A 20,080-nucleotide genomic window follows, 5' to 3' on the forward strand; every position below is an offset into this window, starting at 1 on the left:
CGTTCGAAAGACTGGGCGGCATGACCGCATGGAACGACCGGTTCGACCTGAGCGACGCCCGGTGGCGCAAGACCAGTTACAGCGACTCCGACATGACCGCCTGCCTGGAGGTGGCCGACGGCTTCCACGTCACCCTGGTCCCGGTGCGCGACAGCAAGGACCCGCACGGCCCCGCCCTGGTCTTCACCGCGGACGCCTGGGAGGCGTTCGTCGACGGCGTCAAGTCCGGGGACTTCGGGGCGTAACCCCGCGGCCGGCTCCGGGGCACGGCCGGGGTCCGGCGCCCGGCCGGTAGCGTGGGTGCCGTGGACGACCCCGCGCGCTCCCCGGACCTCTTCCCGCCCGGCCTGCCGGTCCTCACCGAGATGCGCCGGCACGCCTCCGGGCGGGCCTGGCTGGCGGAACTGCCTGCCCTGGTGGAGAAGTTGCGTACGCGCTGGTCGCTGCGGTTCGGCGCCCCGTTCCCGGGCGGAAGCTGCTCGTGGGTGGCGCCGGCGCACCTGCCGGACGGCACGGCCGCCGTGTTCAAGGTGACGTGGCCGCACCGCGAGGCCGCGGGTGAGGGCGAGGGCCTGCGGATCTGGGACGGGCGCGGCGCCGTGCGCCTCCTCGGCCACGACCCCGAGCACTACGCCCTGCTCCTGGAGCGGTGCAGGCCGGGCACCGAACTCGGCGCCGCCGACGAGCTGGGCGCCGAACACCGGCTGCGGCTCGGCGCCGGGGTGCTGCGCGAGCTGTGGAGCGCCCCGGTGCCGCGGGACTGCGGTCTGGAGCGGGTGGCGGACGTCTGCGCCGAGTGGGCCGACCTCGTCGAGGAGCGGATGGAGCGGCTGCGCCCCGGGTACGACGCCGGGCTCGTCGCCCACGGCGCGCGGCTGCTGCGCGAACTGCCGGGCGGCGCCGTACGCGAGGTGGTCGTGCACGGCGACTTCAACCCCGGCAACGTCCTGGCCGCGGACCGCCGCCCCTGGCTGGCCATCGACGCCAAGCCGATGACCGGCGACCCGGGCTACGACCCGTTCCCGCTGCTGGAGCAGATCGACGACCCCTTCGCCGCCGCCGACCCGCCGCGCACGGTCGCCGCCCGGCTGGCGCTGCTCGCGGACGAGCTGGGCGAGGACGCGGGGCGGCTGGCGGCGTGGGCGGTGGCCCGGCGGGTGGAGACGGCGCTGTGGAGCGCGGAGCACGGGGATGTGGCGGGCGGCGCGGAGGTGATGGGCGAGGCGCGGCTGCTGGCGGACGTGGCCGGGGTGTAGGGCATCCAGGGAGCCCGGCGGGTCCGGGCGGGCCTGAGGGCTCCCTGGGTACGCGCCGGGCCCCGTCGACGCGGCGGAACCGGCCTACGCCAGCGGTGCGTTCGGCCCGTCCGGGCGGCCGCGGCGGCCCTCCAGCACGGCGAGCGACAGCTCCGACACCCGGGCGTCGTCCAGCCGCCGGCAGCCCTGGGCGGTGACGGTGTAGACGAGCGGGTAGATGCGGCGGGTGGCGTCAGGACCGCCGGTGGCGGTGTCGTCCTCGGCCGCGTCGTAGAGCGCCTGCACGCACATCGTGACGGCGTCGTCCTCGCCCATGCCCTCGCGGTACAGCTTCTTCAGCGCGCCGCGCGCGTACACCGACCCCGAGCCGGTGCCCCCGAAGTCCTTCTCCTCCGCGCGCCCGCCGGTGATGTCGTACGAGTAGATCCGCCCGACCCCGCTGCGCGGATCGTACCCGGCGAAGATCGGCACGACGGCGAGGCCCTGCATGGCGGGGCCGAGGTTGTCGCGGATGAGGGTGCCGAGGCGGTTGGCCTTGCCCTCCAGCGAGAGCGGGACGGTCTCGATCTTCTCGTAGTGCTCCAGCTCCAAACGCAGCAGGCGCACCATTTCCTCGGCCATGCCGGTGGAGCCGGCGATGCCGACGGCGGAGAAGTCGTCGGCCGGGAAGACCTTGTCGAAGTCCCGGTGCGCGATCATGCCGTTGCCGAGGGTGACGCGGCGGTCGGCGGCGAGGAGGACGCCGTCGGCGTAGGAGGCGGCGACGATGGTGGTGCCGTGCGGGATGTCGACCGCGGCGGAGCCGGCGCCGGCCCCGGGGAGCCGGCGGTTGGCGGGGAGCTGTTCGGGGGCGTGGGCGGCGAGGAAGTCCACGAACGACGACGAGCCGGGGGTGAGGAATTCGGGCGGCAGGTGCTCCACGGCGGTTCCCTTCGTCGACTCTTCGATCCGTCCGGCCGTGCGCCTCACGACCGTTCGCCCGGTGGGCTCCGGTGGCCGCGGGGCGCTCCCGGGCGCGTACCGGCCGGGCACCGTCCGACCCTACCCGTACCCCGGCGGCACCCGTCGTGCGCGGCGGTCTGCGCCCGCGACCTGAGCTTCGCGCAGTGTTCATCTCACGTCTGCCATGCGGCCAAATCGGGCGTCGGCGGCTGCGGAACAGTCGCACCCTGTCGCACGAACCGGGAGCACGATGAAGAGTCCGCGATCCAGACCGTCCCGCAGGACGAGGGCAGAACAGGCGCTCGCGCTCGCGGAGTGCGCCCGTGTGTGCACCGGATACCTGGCCGGGCTGACGGCCGAGGAGGACGCCGACGCCCCGCCGCCGCCCAGCGTGGGCCCGGGGCCCGCCCGTACGACCCTGGTGGCGGCGCTCGGCGAGCTGCTCGGCACCGCCCCGCCGCCGCGCCGCGAGGCGGTCGGCGCTGAGCTCTTCGACACCCTGCTGCGGGCCGGCGACCGGGCCGTGGAGGCGGGCGGCGAGCGGGAGCTGATCCTCGCGGTGGAGCTGGCCGACGCGGCGCTGGCGCTTCGCGCCAAGTCCCGCGCCGCGTGGCGGCTGCGCGCGCACGCGCTGGACGCGCTGGGCCACGCGGCGGCGGCGACGGAGGCGTACGAACGGACGCTGGCGCTGGGGAGCACCCACCCGGAGACGCCGGCGCTGCTGTCGATGGCCCGCGAGAAGCGGGAGTGCCTGGCGGCGGCGGTCGCGCTCTTCCCGGCGGACGGCGGGGCGGAGGACCGCGGGGCAGAGGACAACGGGGCAGCGGCCGCCGGCCGGGAGTTCGCCGAGGTCGTCGCGGCCGAGGCGATGCCCGCCGTCGTGCGGGAGGCGTTCACCGCGTACGTCGGGGAGCAGTTGGGCCGGCACGGGGCCGGGGACGCGCGGGTGCGCGAGCTGTCCGGGCTGTACGGGACGTACTGCCGGATCCTCGACCAGGGCCGCATGGCCGATCCGCTGCTCGCCGGCGCCCACCCCGTCGGCGTCGCCGACTTCCGCGGCCTCGTCGCCGGGAAGACCGCCTGCGTCGTCGTCGGACCCGGCCGGTTCGAGGACGCCGGCGACTACGAACTCGTCGTCCGCTGCGACGACTTCCGCGGCGGCGAGCGCGCCGACGTGCACGCCGTCGCCGACCCCGCCTGCGAGTCGTGGCACCGGCCTGCCGGCGTCCGGCTCCTCTTCGCCGACCCGGGCGAGACGTGGCGGGAGGCGGTCCGGCGCGCGGTGCCCGGCGCGCAGGACGGGCTCGGCGACGCCACGCTGCGCCGCCCGCTGCAAGACCCGGCGCTGCTCGGCGACGGTGACTGGGGGCCGGAGACCAGCGCCGCGTTCACCGTGCTGCGGCTGCTGGACCACCTCGACGTCAGCCCGCGGCTCGACGTCCACGGCATCGGCCGGCTGCGGCCGGAGGAGCGCCGCTGGATCGTGTCCCGGGCGAAGGACCGTACGAAGACGAGGACCGCCCTGCGATGACCGCTTCCGTCCCCCGCTCCCCCGCCGCCGCCCCGGCGGCCGTCTCCCCCCGCGCGAGAGCCGGCTCGCTCCCGCCCCAGTCCCGCGGCGGCGCCCGCACCGCCCCCGCGGCGGCGGCCCCCGCCCGCCGCGCACCCCGCGTCGCCTTCTCCTGCCGGGTGGACGCGGCCGACCCCGGCCACGCCGCCGGGCTGCCCGCCCTGCTCCGCAGCCTCGCCCTGGCGAACCCCGGCGTCTGCGAGGACTTCCTGCTCCGCCACGACGGCCTCGCGGACGACCTCCTGGCCGCGGCCCGCCGGCTGCACCCCCGGATCGTCGAACTCCCCGCCGGGGACGGCGCCGTGGCGGCCCACGACACGTACGACGACGTCATAGAACTGCACCCGCGGTGGCTCGTGGCCGCCGACCTCGCCGTCCTCCGCGACCCGTCCGACGAGACCCGGGCCCGCTACGACCTGACCGACGAGCAGTTCTGGCGCGCGTACTGCACCCTGCCCGCCCACCGCCAGCACCCCGACCTGCTCCTCCACTACGGCCCGCCGCTCCTGCGGGTGCGCCCGACCACCGACCTCGCCCGCCGCACGGCCCTCGGGCTGCGCGCGATCGGCGCGTACGAGGAGGCCGTGGAGGCCCTGTCCGCGGCCCGCCCGCAGGCCAACCAGCCGCGTTTCCACGACGCGATGGGCACCGCGCTGATGGCCGTCTCCCGCTACGACGAGGCCGAGACCCACCTCCTGCTCGCCGCCGCGAGCCCCGAGCTGGCGGCGAAGGCGTTCAGCCAGCTCGCCCGGCTGGCCTGGCTGCGCGGCGACGAGGAACGGTCGAGGGCGTACGCGCGCGAGGGACTGGACGCCGAACCGACCAACCGGACCTGCAAGGCGCTGCTCCAGGGCGGCTACGGGCTGCCGGAGTTCGCGGCGCACCGCGGGGAGGCGTCGGTCGTCTCCACGCAGCTCGCGCACGCCGCCGCGTACGCGACCGGCCAGGAGAACGCCGGCGACAAGATCCTGCCCGAGGCCGTCCGGCTCTGCTTCGGCCCGGACGCCTCCGCGCGCCGGTGGCACCCGGTCCCGGTGCACCGGCTCTTCGACGAGGAGGCGCTGGCGGAGGTCAACGCGCGCCGCGGGCTGGTCGTCGGCGGTGGCGGGCTGTTCCTGCCCGACACCTGGCCGAACGGCAACAGCGCGTGGCAGTGGAACGTACCGGACGACCTGCTGGCGCGTATCGACGTGCCGCTGGCGGTCTTCGCGGTCGGCTACAACGTCTTCCCCGGCCAGGCCTACCGCCGCAGCCGCTTCCGGGAGAGCCTCGCGGCGCTGGTGGAGCGGTCGGCGTTCTTCGGGCTGCGCAACCACGGCTCGGTGGAGCGGGTACGCGAACTGCTGCCGGAGCGGCTGCGCGACCGGGTCGTGTACCAGCCCTGCCCCACCACCCTGACCCGGCTGCTTCAGCCGGGCTGGGACGACGCCGCGGTGGAGCGCGCCGACACGGTGCTGGTCAACTGCGCGTACGACAGGGCGGGGATGCGCTTCGGCGACGGCTACCCGCGGTTCCTGGACGCCATGGCGCGGACGGTGCGCGCGCTGCGCGAGCGGGTGGACGTCCGGGTGGCGGCGCACATGACGGCCGACGAGCAGTTCGCGCACGACCTGCGCAGGGAGCACGGGATCGCGCTGCCCGTGGATGCGCTGTACGACCTCGGCAACGACGAGATCCGGGCCGCGTACCGGCGGACCCGGCTGGTGATAGGGATGCGCGGGCACGCGGGGATGGTCCCGTTCGGGTGCGGTACGCCGGTGCTGAGCCTGGTGTCGCATCCGAAGCTGGCGTACTTCCTGGCCGACATAGACCGCCCGGAGTGGGGCGTGCGGGTGGACGACGAGCGGCTCGCGGAGGTGCTGGTGGAGCGCGCGGGGGCGGTGCTGGACGACCACGGGGCGGCGGTGGCGGACGTGCTGGACCGGCAGCGGATGCTGTGGAAGGTGACGAGGGACAACCTGGCGGAGCTGCGGCCGGCGTTGGGGCTGGAGCGGCAGCAGGGAGAGCAGGAAGGGCTGTAGGCGCAGGAGCGGTGCGTGGTGTCGGTCCCGCGTGGGTGTCCGTCCCGCGTGGGTGTCCGTCCCGCGTGGGTGTCCGTCCCGCGTGGGTGTCCGTCCGAGCGTTGTTTCCGGCCCGGGTTACATTCCCGGAGTGAAGACCGGACTGAGGATACGTACAGGAGGCCCCGCCGACGTCCCCGCGGTGCTCGCGCTGCTCGACGACGCGGTGGCGTGGCTGACGGGGCAGGGGCGGACCGGCCAGTGGGGCACGGAGCCGTTCTCGGGCCTGCCGGAGCGGGTGGCGCAGGTGGAGAAGTACGCGGGCACGTACCTGGTGCGGGTCGCGGAGACGGCGGAGGGCCGGGTCGCGGGGGTGTGCGTGCTCGCGGACGAGCCGCAGGAGTACGTACCGGCGGCCGGGGAGCCGGAGTTGTACGTCCGGCTGCTGGTGACGGACCGGGCGCTGCGGGGCGCCGGGGTGGGCGCGGCGCTCGTGGCGGACGCGCGGGCGGAAGCGGTGCGGCGGGGGGTGGGGCTGCTGCGGGTGGACTGCTTCGGGGGCGGGGACGGGGCGCTGGCGGCGCAGTACGAGCGGCTGGGGTTCACGCCGAGCGGCACGTTCACGGTGGAGCGTCCCGGGCGGCCGGTGTGGCCGGGGCGGGTGCTGGAGATCCGGCTGTAAGAGGGCTCCCTCCCCTTGCCGGGCCCCGGGTGGAACAGACATTCGGTGGCGACTTGGGAAACTTGTTCGATGCCGTGTTGAAGAAGTGACCCATGGGTCAGTACCGTGCGTGTGCGTGGATGCAAACGAGCGAATCCGGGCGAGTTTTGCCCGAGTTGAACGCAGAGCCGACCATGTCGCCAAGTACTTCTATTCGCATCTGTTTGCCCGCAATCCGGGTGTCCGCGAGCTGTTCCCCGCGGACATGTCCGAGCAGCGCGACCGTCTCTTCGCCGCACTCACCCTCGTGGTGCAACGCCTGGACGACCCGGACCTGCCGCGCTACCTGACGACGCTGGGACGCGACCACCGCAAGTTCGACGCCCGCCCCGAGCACTACGCGGCGGTCGGCGAGAGCCTCATCGCGGCGCTGCGCTTCGGCCTCCCGAACACCTGGGACGAGGAGACGGAGCAGGCGTGGCTCGGCGCGTACAAGATCCTCTCCGAGGCGATGATCGGCGGCAGCGAAGAGGCGGACAAGCAGCAGGCGCCACGCTGGTGGGACTGCCGGGTCGTGGCCCGCCACCCGGCCGCCCCGGGCGTCACGGTCCTCACCCTCCTCCCGGACCGGACGCTGCCGTACGCGGCGGGGCAGTTCGTGAGCGTCTCGGCGCCGCAGGTGCCGCGGGTGTGGCGTCCGTACTCCATCGGCTGCGCCCCGCGCGCCGACCGTACGATCGACCTGCACGTCAGCCGGGTCGACGGCGGCCTGCTGAGCCCGCTGTTAGTGGACCGGCTGGCCCCGAACGACACCCTCCGCCTGGGCGCCCCGGCGGGCACGGCGGTCCTCCCGAAGCGCGCCGGCCAGCCGGTGACGTTCATCGCGGCCGGCACGGGCTGGGCCCCGATACGGGCGCTGCTGGAGGACATGGTCCGCCGCTGGACCCCGACCACGGCCCGGCTGTTCCTGGTGGCCCGCAGCGCCGCGCACCTCTACGACCCGGAGGCGGTCGAGGCACTGCAGAAGCACCACCCGTGGGTGGACGTCACGGTGATCACACCGGAGCGCACGGAACGCCAGGGCGCGACGGCCCGCCGCCTGGAGGCGGCGCTGTCGGCACACAGGGACTGGCCGAAGCACCGGGTGTACGTGTCGGGCCCGGCGCAGTTCATCTCGGACGTACGGGAGCTGGTGCGGGGGTACGGAACGCCGCCGGAACAGATCGCGCACGACCACGTGCCGCCGCCCGAACGGGCACCGCGGGACCCGGGGCACGCGGGGTGGTTCTTGCACCCGTCGCAGCCGCAATGGATCAACCCGTCGAACCGGTGAGGCCGGGAGGACAGTCCGGAGGCACGCGCGGCTTCGCCACTGCCAAGGGTGAGTTCCCCCTGCCCCCCGCACGCCCGCCCAAGGGTATGCGCCCGCTCTGACAACGCACCGGGGCCACCGACGCTGCGAGCACGCGCGTGGGGAGCGTGTGCCGGGTGCGCGGGTACGGCGCCGGGCGGACGGTGGTTCGTGGTGGTGACAGTGCGGACCTGCGGACCTGCGCGTCCCCGGACGCACGAACCGCTGCCGCGCACGTGCCCGCCGCTGCCGCGCACATGCCCGCACGGCTCCGCACCCCCGCACCGCCGTGCCTCGCCTCGCCACCCCCCGCTTCGCCGGGCTCCCGCACCCCTGCCGCACCCCGCCCCACAACCGCACGCCCCAGACCCGCCGCGCCCCACACCCGCCGCGCCCCACAACCGCACGCCCCACAACCGCACGCCCCACACCCTCCACGCCCCGCACCCGGTCGCGCCCCGCACACCGCCGCCCACGCCCCGCGCAGGCCGCCGCCCCACGCCCCCGCCCACACACACCGACGCCCCCCCATCCCTCCCCGCGCCCGCCCCGCACCGCCCCTCGCGCACCCCACCCCCACGCACCGCCGTGCGTCCGCCCCCCGCCACCCGATCGGGCCGCCCCAGGTGTCCCCGCCTCCCCGCGCCGCGAGTATGACCCCAGCGGGAACTTCTCCACAGGAGGCGCGTGTGACGGGCAGCGACGGCGAAGAAGACAGCGCCGCGGGTGACGAGGTCTATCAGCCCTACGCCTCCGGCGCGCCCGACGACGGGGCTCAGGACGACGAAGGGCTGTTGCCGCCCGAGGACACCCTCGACGGGTTCGTCGACCCCCTCGACGAGGGCTACTCCCCACCCGAGAAGCCGCGCGGCGTCGAGCACGCCGGCGTCACCGCCGCCGAGCAGCGCCGCGGCGAGTCCCTCGACGAGCGCCTCGCCGAGGAGGTCCCCGATCCGCCCGTCCTCCCCGACGACGACGACCTCGGCGACAGCGCCGACACCGACGGCGAGCTGATCGACGACGAGGTCGGCGCCCGCCGCGCCGGGCGCCTCGTGGCCCCGGACGAGGGCGCCCACGAAAACGAGGAGAAGGACATGGTCGCCTCGGACGCCGGTATCAACGGCGCCGCCGCCTCCGCCGAGGAGGCCGCCGTCCACGTCGTCGACGAGGAAGAGGACCGCTCCCCCGACGACCGCTCCCCCGACGACCGCTCCCCCGACGACCTTCCCTGAAACCGAGCACCCCCGGAGCCGAGCACCCCCGGGATCGAGCACCCCGGAGCCGAGACCCGCTTCCCCCCTCGACCTACCGCTCTCAATCCGCCCCGGCCGCCGCCCCTCACCCCACTACCCCACCCCTCACTCCGGGTGGGCCACCACCACCTCCACCCCGTCCGCCTGCAGCGCGTCCAGGTCCGCCGCCGGAATCCCCGAGTCGACGATGACCAGGTCGAAGGCCGTCACCGGGGCGAGTTGGTACAGGCCCCGGCGGCGGAACTTGGTGTGGTCGACCAGGAGGATCTTGCGGGCGCAGGCCTCCATCAGCGCGCGTTTGACCGCCACCGTCTCCTGCGACTGGTGGTAGCAGTGGCCCCGGGTGATCGCCGTCGTGGAGGCGAAGAGGGTGTCGGCGTACAGGCTCGTGACCGCGTCGACCGTACGCAGGCCGAGAAAGGCGTCGTACGCGGGGTAGTACGTGCCTCCCAGGGAGATCAGCTCGATCCCCGGGCTGCCGGCGAGGACCTGGGTGACCGGCACGAAGTTGGTGATGACGGTCAGCGGTGCCTGCTGGGTGAGCAGCCGGGTCAGGGCCAGGGCCGTCGTGCTGTCGTCGATGACGACCGACTGGCCCGACTTGACCAGCGGCAGCGCGGCCCGCGCCAGGGCGTTCTTCTCGGCCGTCATCGCCTGGGTGCGGTGGCGTACGTCGCCGTGGAAGGCCGTCGAGGGCTGGGCGGTGGCGCCGCCGCGGACCTTCCGGAGCCACCCTCTGCTCTGCAGGTGGTCGAGGTCCCGGCGGATGGTCATGGGGGTCACGCCGAGTTCGTCGGCCAACTGCTCGATGCGGACGAAGCCTTCGTCCACGACGCGGCCTTTGATGCGGTCTCTTCGCTCCCGCGGCTTTCGCCCGCTCATGTCGGCCGGCTGCCGGGTCTCTGCCCCCATGGAAACTCCTGTTCTCTTTCTGTGAAGTGAACATTCCCGTATCCGGACGCCGCGCACCGTTCAGGGCATCGTACGAAGCGGATAACGACGCTACTGCCTGCGCTGTCATAGCCCTCCACCGCGACCGCCAGCACGTCGATGTTAACCACCCCTGATCGAGCGAACACTCAAAGGGGTGCGTTGACGGGGTCTCATGTTCGTTTTCTGAGGCCCGTTGACATGAATGAAACATCCGAGTTTCGTGTGCGTCGCCTCACCGACACCCGGCACCGGACACCCGACACCCGGCAATCAGCCATCACCCATCAGCGCCTGACCTCCCGACGCCGCAAACGCGGCACCCAGCGCCCCGCGCCCCGCGCAAGGACACGAGCAAGGAGTGGAACATGAGACGACTGGCCAGTTTTGCTCTCGCCGGCATCCTCGCCACCGGCGCACTGACGGCCTGCGCCGAGGAGCCCGGCAGTGCGGGTGACGACGGCGAGGGCGGCGGCACCGGCGCCGGCAAGGTCGCGTTCCTCATGCCCGACCTGGCCTCCACGCGCTACGAGCAGTACGACGCCCCGCTGTTCGAGAAGCGGATGGGCGAGCTGTGCGACGAGTGCAAGGTCATCTACCAGAACGCCGACAGCGACGCCGCGCTCCAGCAGCAGCAGGCCAACTCCGCCATGGCGCAGGGCGCCAAGGTCATCGTCCTGGACCCGGTGGACTCCGAGTCCGCCGCGACCATCGTGCAGACCGCGCAGTCGCAGGGCGTCAAGGTCATCGCGTACGACCGGCCGATCCCCACCAAGCCCGCCGACTTCTACGTCTCGTTCGACAACGAGGCCATCGGCGAGTCCATCGGCCAGTCGCTCGTCGACCACCTCGACGCGGAGTCCGCCGAGGGCGGCATCCTCCAGGTCAACGGCTCGCCGACGGACGCCGCCGCCGGGCTGATCAAGAAGGGCATCCACAACGCCGTCGACGACAGCGGCTACAAGCTGCTCGCCGAGTACGACACCCCCGACTGGTCGCCGGAGAAGGCGCAGCAGTGGGTGAGCGGCCAGATCTCGCAGTACTCCGGCCGCATCGCGGGCGTGGTCGCCGCCAACGACGGCACCGGCGGCGGTTCGATCGCCGCGTTCAAGGCGGCCGAGACCCAGGTCCCGCCGGTGACCGGCAACGACGCCGAGCTTGCGGCCGTTCAGCGGATCATCGCGGGCGACCAGTACAACACCATCTCCAAGCCGATCAAGACCGTCGCGGAGGCCGCTGCCGAGGTCACGTACGCCTTCATGCAGGGCGAGAAGCCCAAGGCCGACACCCGGCTCTTCGACACGCCGTCCCAGCTCTTCCAGCCGACCGTCGTGACGCAGGAGAACCTCAAGGAGGTCATCTTCGGCCCCGACGGCGTGCTGAAGGCCGAGGACGTCTGCACCCGCGCGTACGCCAAGGACTGCAAGAGCCTCGGGATCAGCTAGCCCCTGCGCAGCCTCCCCACCCGGCCCACCCGGCCCCCACCCGGGCCTCACCCGGGGCCCCACCCGGCGAAACGAAAGGAAAAAGGGTCACGATGACAGCCCCCGCCGCCCCGGCCGCCCCCGCCGCGCCCACCGTGCTGTCCCTGCGCGGCGTCAGCAAGCAGTTCGGCGCCGTCGCCGCGCTCACCGGCATCGACCTCGACGTGGCCGCCGGCGAGGTGGTGGCCGTCGTCGGGGACAACGGGGCCGGCAAGTCCACGCTGGTGAAGATCCTGTCGGGGGTCTACACCCCCGACGGGGGCACCATCTCCTTCCACGACCGGGAGGTCTCCCTCGGCTCCCCGGCCGACGCGCAGGCCATCGGCATCGCCACCGTCTTCCAGGACCTGGCGCTGTGCGAGAACCTCGACGTCAAGGCGAACCTCTTCCTCGGCCAGGAGCTACGGCCCTGGATGCTGGACGACGTCACCATGGAGACCCGCTCCTGGGAGCTGCTGCGCGAGCTGTCGGCCCGTATCCCCACCCTCGACGTGCCGGTGGCCGCCCTCTCCGGCGGCCAGCGGCAGACGGTGGCGATCACGCGGGCGCTGCTGGGCAAGCCCGAGGTGATCCTCCTCGACGAGCCCACTGCCGCGCTCGGCGTGGCGCAGACGGCCGAGGTGCTGAACCTCATCGAGCGGCTCAAGGGCAACGGCCTCGGCGTCGTCATGATCAGCCACAACATGGACGACGTCCGCGCCGTCGCGGACCGGGTGGCCGTGCTCCGGCTCGGCCGCAACAACGGCGTCTTCGACGCCCGCACCGTCACCTCGGAGCAGGTCGTCGCCGCGATCACCGGCGCGGCGGACAACGTGGTCGCGCAGCGCGCCGCACGCCGGGCCGCCGCCGGTGCGGCGGCGCGGCCCGACGCGGCCTCGCAAGAAGAGAAGGAACTGCCGTGACATCCCTGGACACTCCGCTGAGCAAGACCGCCGACCTGCAGGACGAGCGGCTGTCGACGCCCCGGGGCATCGGCGACAGCATCCGCGCCGCCGTCCGCCGGACCCGCGACGGCGACCTGGGCATGCTGCCCGTCGTCGCCGGCATCCTGGTCATCTGGACGATCTTCCAGTCGCTGAACCAGACGTTCCTGTCCAGCACCAACCTGGTGAACCTGACCTTCGAGATGGTGCCGCTCGGCGTCATCGCGCTGGGCATCGTCTGCGTGCTGCTCGTCGGCCAGATCGACCTGTCGGTCGGCTCGGTCAGCGGCGTCTCGGCCGCGGCCACCGCCGTCGTCATGGTCAAGCACGAGCAGCCGATGGTGCTGGCCCTCGCCGTCGCCGTCGCCGGCGGCTGCGTGATCGGCTGGCTCTACGGCCAGATACTCAACCGCTTCGGCGTGCCCAGCTTCGTCGTCACCCTGGGCGGGCTGCTGGCGTTCCTGGGCGTGCAGTTGTGGCTGCTGCGCGACCAGAACGCCATCAACATCCCGTTCGACTCGCCGCTGGTGAAGTTCGCGCAGGTGTGGTTCGTGCCCGAGGCGCTGGCGTACGTCTTCGCGGTCGCGGCGGCCGGCGGCTTCCTCGCCGTGGGCTGGGTACGGGCCCGCAGCCGGCGCCGCGCCGGGCTGTCGTCGGCGTCGATGCAGTGGCTCGGGCTGCAGGCGGGACTGCTGGCCGCGGCGCTGCTGTTCACGGTCTACTACCTGAACCGCACCCGCGGCGTCCCCTGGATGTTCATGCTCTTCGTCAGCCTGGTGCTGATGGTGCACTACGTGCTCACCAAGACGAAGTTCGGCCGGTCCCTGTACGCGGTGGGCGGCAACGCGGAGGCAGCGCGCCGGGCCGGCATCAACGTCCGCGCCGTCTACACCTCCGCGTTCGTCATGTGCTCCGCGCTCGCCGCGACCGGCGGCGTGCTCGCCGCGGCGCGGCTGGCGGCGGCGAACCAGTCCACCGGCACCGCGGACGTCAACCTCAACGCCATCGCCGCCGCGGTCATCGGCGGCACCAGCCTCTTCGGCGGCCGCGGTTCGGCGTTCGCCGCGCTGCTGGGCGTGCTGGTCATCCAGTCGATCTCCAGCGGTCTGACGCTGCTCAACCTCGACTCCTCGTACCGCTTCATCATCACGGGCCTGGTGCTGCTCGTCGCCGTCGCCCTCGACTCCGCGGCCCGCCGCTCGCGACAGGCGCACGGAAGGGGCTGACGACATGGGGGCAGCGGACAGGACCGCGATCGCGATCGACGCCGGCACCACCGTCGTGAAGGTCGTCGGCTACGGCCCGGACGGTGCGGAGCTGACCATCGCCCGGCGCCCGACCCGGGTGACGCGGCCCCGGCCGGGCTGGGCCGAGCAGGACATGACGGAGGTGTGGGACGCGGTGGCCTCCGCCGTACGGGAGGTGGCCGCCGCGCTGCCCGAGCCGCCCGCGTTCGTCGCGGTGACCGGGCAGGGTGACGGGGCCTGGCTGGTCGACGGCGCGGGCCGGCCCACCGGGCCCGCGGTGCTGTGGAACGACGGCCGCGCCGCCGGCGTCGTCGGCGACTGGGAGAGGGACGGGACCGTCGACGAGGCGTTCCGCATCTGCGGCTCGCGGCTGTCCACGGGCATGCCGAACGCCGTGCTGGCGTGGCTGCGCACGCACGACCCGGACCGCGTCGACCGCTCCCGGCACCTGCTGACCTGCGGCGGCTGGCTGTTCTACAAGCTCGCTCGACAGCCCGCCATCGATGAGTCGGAGGCCGCCGCCCCCTTCCTCGACATCGCCGCGCGCACCTGGTCGGACCGCCTCTTCGAGCTGTACGGGGTGGAGTGGGCCCGCGATCTGCTGCCGCCGCTGCGCGACGACGACCACCGCGTCACCCCGCTCGACGCCGCCGCCGGCGCCGAGACCGGGCTGCCCGAGGGAATCCCCGTGGTGCTCGCGCCGTACGACATCTGCGCCACGGCGATCGGCTCCGGGGCGGTCAGCGCGGGCCGCGCGTGCACCATCCTCGGCACCACGCTCTCCACGGAGATCGTCACCGACGCCCCCCCGGACAACGGTGCCGCCGGCCCGGCCGACGGCGCCGCCGGCGCGCCCGTGGGCATCACCGTCCCGCTCGGCGTCCCCGGCCACTACCTGCGCGCCTTCCCCACCATGAGCGGCGGCGACATGCTCGACTGGGGCGCCCGGCTGCTCGGGCTCTCCTCGGCCGCCGAGCTGATGGAGCTGGCCGAGCGCGGGGCGGAGGACACCGCCGGAGTGCGGTTCATGCCGTACCTCTCCCCCGCCGGTGAGCGCGCCCCGTTCTTCGACCCGGCCGCCCGCGGCTCGCTGACCGGCCTGTCGCTGGACAGCGGCCGGGAGGACGTGGCGCGCGCGGTGGTGGAGGGGGTCACCCTGGCCATCCGCGACTGCCTCGCCGCCTCCCCCGCCGCGCCCGGCCTGCTGACGCTCAGCGGCGGCGGCACCCGCAGCGCTTTCTGGATGCGGCTGATCTGCGATGTCACGGGCGTGCCCGTGGCGATCCCCGCCGACACCGAGATCGGCGCCCGCGGCGCGTGGCTGACCGGCGCCGTCGCCACCGGCCGGGAGCCGGACTTCGCGACGGCGGCGGCCCGTCAGGTGCGCATCGCCGCGTCGTACGAACCGGACCCCGCCCGCGCCGCCGACGGCCGCTACGCCGCGTTCCTGCGCCTGCGGGAGCTGCACGAGCCGGTGTGGGCGCTGGGCCGCGAGCGGGCGGCCGGCGCGGACGGACCCGCGCGCTCCGGTGGAGCCGGCGCATGACCGACCCGGCTCCGGACGCCTGGCTCGGCATCGACCTCGGCACCCAGGGCGTCCGCGCGGTGGCCGCCGACTCCGCGGGGCGGTTGCTCGGCGCGGGGACGGCCCCGCTGACCAGCGACCGGCGGGGCGAGCGCCACGAGCAGGATCCTGCCGAGTGGTGGCGCGCGGTCTGCGCCGCGGTCGGGCAGGCCCGCGCCGCGGGCGCCGACCCGCGCCGGATCCGCGCCGTGGCCGTCGACGCCACCTCCGGCACCGTCACCCTGACCGACCGGCACGGGCAGGCCGTCACCCCCGCGCTGATGTACGACGACGGGCGCGCCGCCGCCGAGGCCGTGCGGGTCAACGAGGCCGGCGAGGCGCAGTGGGCCCGGGCCGGCTACCGGCGGATGCAGCGCTCCTGGGGGCTGCCGAAGCTGCGCTGGCTGCTCGACCGGCATCCGCGGGCCGCCGCGGACGGCTGGCGGCTGGCCCACCAGAGCGACGTGGTCAACCGCCGGCTCGTCGGCCACGACGTACCGGCCGACACCAGCAACGCGCTCAAGACCGGCGCCGACGCCGCCACCGTGACCTGGCCCGAGAAGGTCTTCGCCGACCTCGGCGTCCCCGCCGAGGTGCTGCCGCCACTGGTGCCGCCCGGCACCGTACTCGGAGAGGTCTCGGCCGCGGCGGCCGAGGAGACCGGCCTGCGCGCGGGCACCGCGGTGGTCGCCGGGATGACCGACGGCTGCGCTGCCCAACTGGGCTCCGGGGCCACGGCGGTGGGGAGCTGGAACTCCGTCATGGGCACCACGCTGGTGCTCAAGGGCGTGACCGCCGGGCTCGTCCACGACCCGGCGGGCGTCATGTACTCGCACCGCTCGCCCGCGGGCACCTGGCTGCCGGGCGGCGCGTCGAGCGTCGGGGCGGGGCTGGTGGCGCGGGAGTTCGCCGGTGCCGACCTGGACCGGCTGACGGCCGAGGCGGCGGAGCTGCTGCCGACCGGGCTGCTGCGCTATCCGCTGGTCTCGCCCGGGGAGCGGTTCCCGTTCGTCGCCCCGGACGCGACCGCGTTCCGCAGCCGCGAACCGGCGGGCCGCGCCGAGGACTTCGCGGCACTGCTGCAGGGGGCCGCGTACGTCGAGCGGCTCTGCTTCGACTACGCCGACCTGCTCGGCGCGCCCGCCACCGGGGCCGTCGTCCTCACCGGCGGCGCGACCCGCAACCCGGTGTGGAACCAGCTCCGCGCCGACGTCCTGCGCCGCCCGGTGACGCTGCCGCGCCACGCGCAGCCGGCGCTCGGCATGTCCGTCCTGGCAGCCGCGGCCCTCGACGGCGAGGGCACCGGCGAGAGCACCGGCGGGGGCGCGAGCACCGGCGCGGGCGGCGCCCTGGACCGCGCCGCCGCCGCGATGGTCCGGGCCGACCGCACCGTCGAGCCCCGCGACCCGTACAGAGCCGCCCACGACGAGGGCTACGTCCGGCTCGTCGACCTGCTGGCCCGGCGCGGCTGGCTGCCCGAGGTCGTCGCGGCCCACGCACGAGAGAGGACCGCGTCTTGAGCCTCAACGTCATCTTCGTCCGGCACGGGGAGAGCGTCTGGCACGGCGAGAACCGCTACGCCGGCGCCACGGACATCGACCTCACCGACCACGGCCGCGACCAGGCCGCAGCCCTCGCCGACTGGGCGGGGCAGGCGGGTCTCACGGCCGTGTGGTCCTCCCCCATGCTGCGCTGCCGGCAGACGGCGGCGGACAGCGCGGCCCGCGCCGGGCTGCCGCTGCACCTCGACCCGCGGCTGCGCGAGCTGGACTTCGGCGTCGCGGAGGGGCTGACCCGCGCGGAGATGCGCGAGCGGATGCCCGAGGCGGTGGCGTCCTTCGAGGCCGACCCGGTGGCCGGCCACTTCCCCGGCGGGGAGGATCCGGCGGCGGCCGTCGAGCGGTACGCCGACTTCCTCACCGACCTGCGCGCGGAGCACGACGGGGGCGGCAAGGCCCGCGACGGCGAGGGGGGCGACGGCCGGATACTCGTGGTCGCCCACTCCACCGCCATCCGGCTCACCCTGTGCCGGCTGCTCGACCTGCCGCTGCGCGACTACCGCCGCCGGTTCCCCCACCTGGCCAACTGCGCACTCAACGAGCTGGTCCTCGGCGACGGCACCCCCTCGCTGCTGACGCTGAACCGCCCCGTGACCCCCGGAGTCCCCGCGTGACCACCATCCTCGCCGCCGGCGACCACTTCGTCCGCAACGACCTGCTCCGCGACGGCCTCCGCCCGGTCGCGCCCGACGCCGAGATCCGCGAGCTGACCCTGCCCTGGCCCGTCGAGCCGTTCGGGCCGGTGGCCGAGGTCCGGGAGGCGTCGGGGACGGAGGACCAGCTCATCGAGGCGCTGGACGGCGTCGAGGTGTGCGTCACGCAGATGGCTCCGCTGACCGAGCGCATCCTCGCCGCCAGCCCCGCCCTGCGGCTCTTCTGCGTCAGCCGCGGCGGCCCCGTCAACGCCAACCTGGACGCCGCCACCCGCCACGGCGTCGCCGTCACCTACGCCCCTGGCCGCAACGCGACGGCCACCGCCGAGCACACGGTGGCCCTGATGCTGGCCGCCGCGCGCCGGATCCCCGCCACCCACGCGGACCTGGCGGCCGGCACCTGGCGCGGCGACTACTACCGCTACGAGGCCGTCGGCCCGGAGCTGGCGGGCAGCACCGTCGGCATCGTCGGCTACGGCGCCATCGGCTCCCGCGTGGCCCGTATCGCCCGCGGCTTCGGCGCCCGCGTGCTCGTCGCCGATCCCTTCGCCGACGCGGCGGCCGTCGCGCCGGACGAACTGGTCGGGCTGCCCGAGCTGATGAATCGTTCCGCCTTCGTCACCGTGCACGCCCGCGCCACCCCGCAGACCGAGGGGCTGATCTCCCGCGAGCTCATCGGTCTCATGCCCGCCGGCGGCGTCCTCGTCAACTGTGCCCGCGGCTCCCTCGTCGACTACGACGCGGTCTGCGACGCCCTCGACGAAGGCCGGCTCTTCGGCGCCGCGTTCGACGTGTTCCCCGTCGAACCGCTGCCCGCAGACTCGCGACTGCCCCGCACCCCGGGCGTCGTGATGACCCCCCATCTGGCCGGCGCCAGCCGCCAGACCGCGCACAACGCGGTCGGCATGGTGGCCGCCGAGGTCGGCCACCACCTGGCCGGCCGCCCCCTGGTCCACTGCGCGAATCCGGAAGTGCGTAACCGATGAACACGTGGAAAGGAACCCGCATGCGCGGCAAGTTCCGTACGGCCCGAGCGGCCGTCGTCGCCGGCATAGCCGTCCCCGCCCTCCTCCTCACCGCCGCCCCGGCAGGCTTCGCAGCCGCGACCGTACCCGCCGAGGGCACCCCCGTATCGATGCCCCGCCCGCCGAAGCTGCCCACCCACATCGAGGGCGGGGCGTGGCCGACGAGCCACGTCCAGGGCGTGACCGTCGACACCCGACGCGGTTACGTCTACTGGTCGTTCACGCAGATGCTGGTCAAGACCGACCTCGAAGGGAACGTGATCGGCACCGTCGAGGGCCTCACCGGCCACCTCGGCGACATCGACCTCAACGCCCGCGACGGCCGCGTCTACGGGTCCCTCGAATACAAGGCCGAGGAGGCGTTCTACATCGCCGTCTTCGACGTGGACGAGATCGACCGGGTCGGCATGAACGCCGAGACCGACGGCGTGATGACCGCCGTCCACCTCGACGAGGTCGTCCGGGACTTCACCGCCGACATGAACGGCGACGGCGTCTTCGACGGCGACACCGCGGACACCCCCGACCACCGCTACGGCTGCAGCGGCATCGACGGCGTCTCCTTCGGCCCGGAGTTCGGCAAGCGCGGCGGGACGCAGAAGCTGATGGTCGCCTACGGCGTGTACGCGAACACCGAGCGCACGGACAACGACCACCAGGTGGTCCTGGAGTACGACGTGCGCGACTGGCGCCGCTACGAGCGCCCGCTGTCGCAGGCCGACCCGCACCGCAGCGGCCCGAAGCGGTACGGCGGCAAGTACTTCGCGTACACCGGGAACACCACCTACGGCGTGCAGAACCTCCAGTACGACCCCTACACCCGCAACTGGATCATGGCGGTCTACGACGGGGTCAAGGAGGGCTTCCCGAACTACTCGTTCTTCACCGTGGACGGTGCGAAGAAGCCGGTGCGCGGCGAGATCAGGGGCCAGGCCGAGCCCGAGAAGGGCGAGCTGCTGACCCTGCGCGACGCGGGCCTGAACGACCCGGCGACGGGCGTGCGCGGCTGGGAGTTCCACGGCAACTACGGCATCGACGCGCTGGGCGACGGCCGCTACTACGTCGCCGAGGGCCGGGCCGTGGACGACGGCGGCGTGCGCAAGCAGGAGGGTGAGGCCTACCTCTACCGCTGGACCGGCGAGACCCCGACCCCGTTCGAGCGCGTCGAGGACTGACGCGGGGCGCTCGCACGCTTCCCGGGCCCGCATGTATCGGGGGCGGGTCCGGGAGGCCCCGGGCCGTTACCGGCCGGCGGACTCGCCGGCGGGCAGCAGCCGCAGGGAGACGGAGTTGATGCAGTAGCGCTGGTCGGTCGGCGTCGGGTAGCCCTCGCCGGTGAAGACGTGGCCCAGGTGGGAGCCGCAGCGGGCGCAGCGCACCTCGGTACGGACCATGCCCAGCGAGCGGTCCTCGATCAGCTCGACGGCCTCGCTCTGCGCCGGGTCGTAGAAGCTCGGCCAGCCGCAGTGGCTCTCGAACTTCTCCGTGGAGCGGAAGAGCTCCGCGCCGCAGGCGCGGCACTCGTAGACGCCCTCGGCCTTGGTGTCGGTGTACTCGCCGGTGAAGGCGGGCTCGGTGCCCGCCTGCCGCAGGACGCGGTACTCCTCGGGCGACAGCTCCGCGCGCCACTGCTCGTCCGGCTTGTCGACCTCGTATGTCATC

The 20,080-nt window shown here is 74.2% G+C and carries 18 protein-coding genes; 15 read left to right on the top strand and 3 right to left on the bottom strand.

Annotated elements, in window-relative coordinates:
• The first annotated feature begins 20 nt into the window (after positions 1 to 20).
• Both O7599_RS06880 and O7599_RS06885 read left to right on the top strand, forming a co-directional pair.
• Complete coding sequence (locus O7599_RS06880; RefSeq protein ID WP_281621209.1) at positions 21 to 245, top strand: DUF397 domain-containing protein; 225 nt, start codon at positions 21 to 23, stop codon at positions 243 to 245.
• Positions 246 to 305: 60 nt separating this feature from the next.
• Entirely contained in the window at positions 306 to 1,256 is a 951-nt protein-coding gene (locus O7599_RS06885) for an aminoglycoside phosphotransferase family protein (protein WP_281621210.1), read from the top strand.
• A gap of 84 nt (positions 1,257 to 1,340) precedes the next feature.
• On the opposite strand, the gene prcB is transcribed toward O7599_RS06885, so the two are convergent.
• Positions 1,341 to 2,204, bottom strand: coding sequence for a proteasome subunit beta (gene prcB / locus O7599_RS06890; protein ID WP_281623299.1), 864 nt, complete (start codon positions 2,202 to 2,204; stop codon positions 1,341 to 1,343).
• Between the two features lie 319 nt (positions 2,205 to 2,523).
• Here prcB and O7599_RS06895 point away from each other — a divergent pair, with 319 nt between their 5' ends.
• The 5 genes from O7599_RS06895 (at position 2,524) to O7599_RS06915 (ending at position 9,012) form a co-directional block, all read left to right on the top strand.
• Positions 2,524 to 3,729 (top strand): hypothetical protein, encoded by a 1,206-nt coding sequence (locus tag O7599_RS06895; protein WP_281621211.1) that lies wholly within the window; start codon positions 2,524 to 2,526, stop codon positions 3,727 to 3,729.
• Positions 3,726 to 5,789 (top strand): polysaccharide pyruvyl transferase family protein, encoded by a 2,064-nt coding sequence (locus tag O7599_RS06900; RefSeq protein ID WP_281621212.1) that lies wholly within the window; start codon positions 3,726 to 3,728, stop codon positions 5,787 to 5,789. The genes O7599_RS06895 and O7599_RS06900 overlap by 4 nt, the downstream gene beginning before the upstream one ends.
• A 205-nt stretch (positions 5,790 to 5,994) precedes the next feature.
• Positions 5,995 to 6,450 carry a GNAT family N-acetyltransferase gene (locus tag O7599_RS06905; RefSeq protein ID WP_281623300.1) on the top strand — a complete coding sequence of 152 codons (456 nt, stop codon included), beginning with the start codon at positions 5,995 to 5,997 and terminating at the stop codon, positions 6,448 to 6,450.
• Between the two features lie 115 nt (positions 6,451 to 6,565).
• Positions 6,566 to 7,762, top strand: a complete 1,197-nt coding sequence (locus O7599_RS06910) for a globin domain-containing protein (protein ID WP_281621213.1) — start codon at positions 6,566 to 6,568, stop codon at positions 7,760 to 7,762.
• Between the two features lie 707 nt (positions 7,763 to 8,469).
• Complete coding sequence (locus O7599_RS06915) at positions 8,470 to 9,012, top strand: DUF5709 domain-containing protein (protein ID WP_281621214.1); 543 nt, start codon at positions 8,470 to 8,472, stop codon at positions 9,010 to 9,012.
• A gap of 126 nt (positions 9,013 to 9,138) precedes the next feature.
• Here the strand turns inward: O7599_RS06915 and O7599_RS06920 are convergent, their stop codons facing one another.
• A complete protein-coding gene (locus O7599_RS06920; protein WP_281623301.1) occupies positions 9,139 to 9,915 on the bottom strand; it encodes a DeoR/GlpR family DNA-binding transcription regulator in 777 nt (258 codons plus the stop codon).
• A 416-nt stretch (positions 9,916 to 10,331) separates the two neighbouring features.
• Between O7599_RS06920 and O7599_RS06925 the strand changes: the two genes are divergently transcribed.
• The 8 genes from O7599_RS06925 to O7599_RS06960 all read left to right on the top strand — a co-directional run bounded on the left by O7599_RS06925 (position 10,332) and on the right by O7599_RS06960 (position 19,593).
• Complete coding sequence (locus O7599_RS06925) at positions 10,332 to 11,408, top strand: sugar ABC transporter substrate-binding protein (RefSeq protein ID WP_281621215.1); 1,077 nt, start codon at positions 10,332 to 10,334, stop codon at positions 11,406 to 11,408.
• Between the two features lie 92 nt (positions 11,409 to 11,500).
• Entirely contained in the window at positions 11,501 to 12,349 is an 849-nt protein-coding gene (locus O7599_RS06930) for an ATP-binding cassette domain-containing protein (protein ID WP_281621216.1), read from the top strand.
• Entirely contained in the window at positions 12,346 to 13,596 is a 1,251-nt protein-coding gene (locus tag O7599_RS06935) for a sugar ABC transporter permease (protein WP_281621217.1), read from the top strand. The genes O7599_RS06930 and O7599_RS06935 overlap by 4 nt, the downstream gene beginning before the upstream one ends.
• A 4-nt stretch (positions 13,597 to 13,600) precedes the next feature.
• Complete coding sequence (locus O7599_RS06940; RefSeq protein WP_281621218.1) at positions 13,601 to 15,163, top strand: FGGY-family carbohydrate kinase; 1,563 nt, start codon at positions 13,601 to 13,603, stop codon at positions 15,161 to 15,163.
• A complete protein-coding gene (locus O7599_RS06945; protein ID WP_281621219.1) occupies positions 15,160 to 16,701 on the top strand; it encodes an FGGY family carbohydrate kinase in 1,542 nt (513 codons plus the stop codon). Before O7599_RS06940 ends, O7599_RS06945 begins: the two co-directional genes overlap by 4 nt.
• Positions 16,698 to 17,354 carry a histidine phosphatase family protein gene (locus O7599_RS06950; protein WP_281621220.1) on the top strand — a complete coding sequence of 219 codons (657 nt, stop codon included), beginning with the start codon at positions 16,698 to 16,700 and terminating at the stop codon, positions 17,352 to 17,354. The genes O7599_RS06945 and O7599_RS06950 overlap by 4 nt, the downstream gene beginning before the upstream one ends.
• Complete coding sequence (locus O7599_RS06955; protein ID WP_281621221.1) at positions 17,351 to 18,379, top strand: 2-hydroxyacid dehydrogenase; 1,029 nt, start codon at positions 17,351 to 17,353, stop codon at positions 18,377 to 18,379. The genes O7599_RS06950 and O7599_RS06955 overlap by 4 nt, the downstream gene beginning before the upstream one ends.
• A 20-nt stretch (positions 18,380 to 18,399) precedes the next feature.
• The gene (locus tag O7599_RS06960) at positions 18,400 to 19,593 is read left to right on the top strand and encodes a hypothetical protein (RefSeq protein WP_281621222.1); all 1,194 of its coding nucleotides are present in this window, start codon (positions 18,400 to 18,402) and stop codon (positions 19,591 to 19,593) included.
• Between the two features lie 66 nt (positions 19,594 to 19,659).
• Here O7599_RS06960 and msrB read toward each other — a convergent pair whose 3' ends face one another.
• On the bottom strand, positions 19,660 to 20,079 hold the full coding sequence (msrB, locus tag O7599_RS06965; RefSeq protein ID WP_281621223.1) for a peptide-methionine (R)-S-oxide reductase MsrB: 420 nt from the start codon (positions 20,077 to 20,079) through the stop codon (positions 19,660 to 19,662).
• Between the last annotated feature and the right edge of the window lies 1 nt (position 20,080).

Origin of the sequence: Streptomyces sp. WMMC500, assembly GCF_027497195.1 — a bacterium.
Taxonomy (GTDB): domain Bacteria; phylum Actinomycetota; class Actinomycetes; order Streptomycetales; family Streptomycetaceae; genus Streptomyces.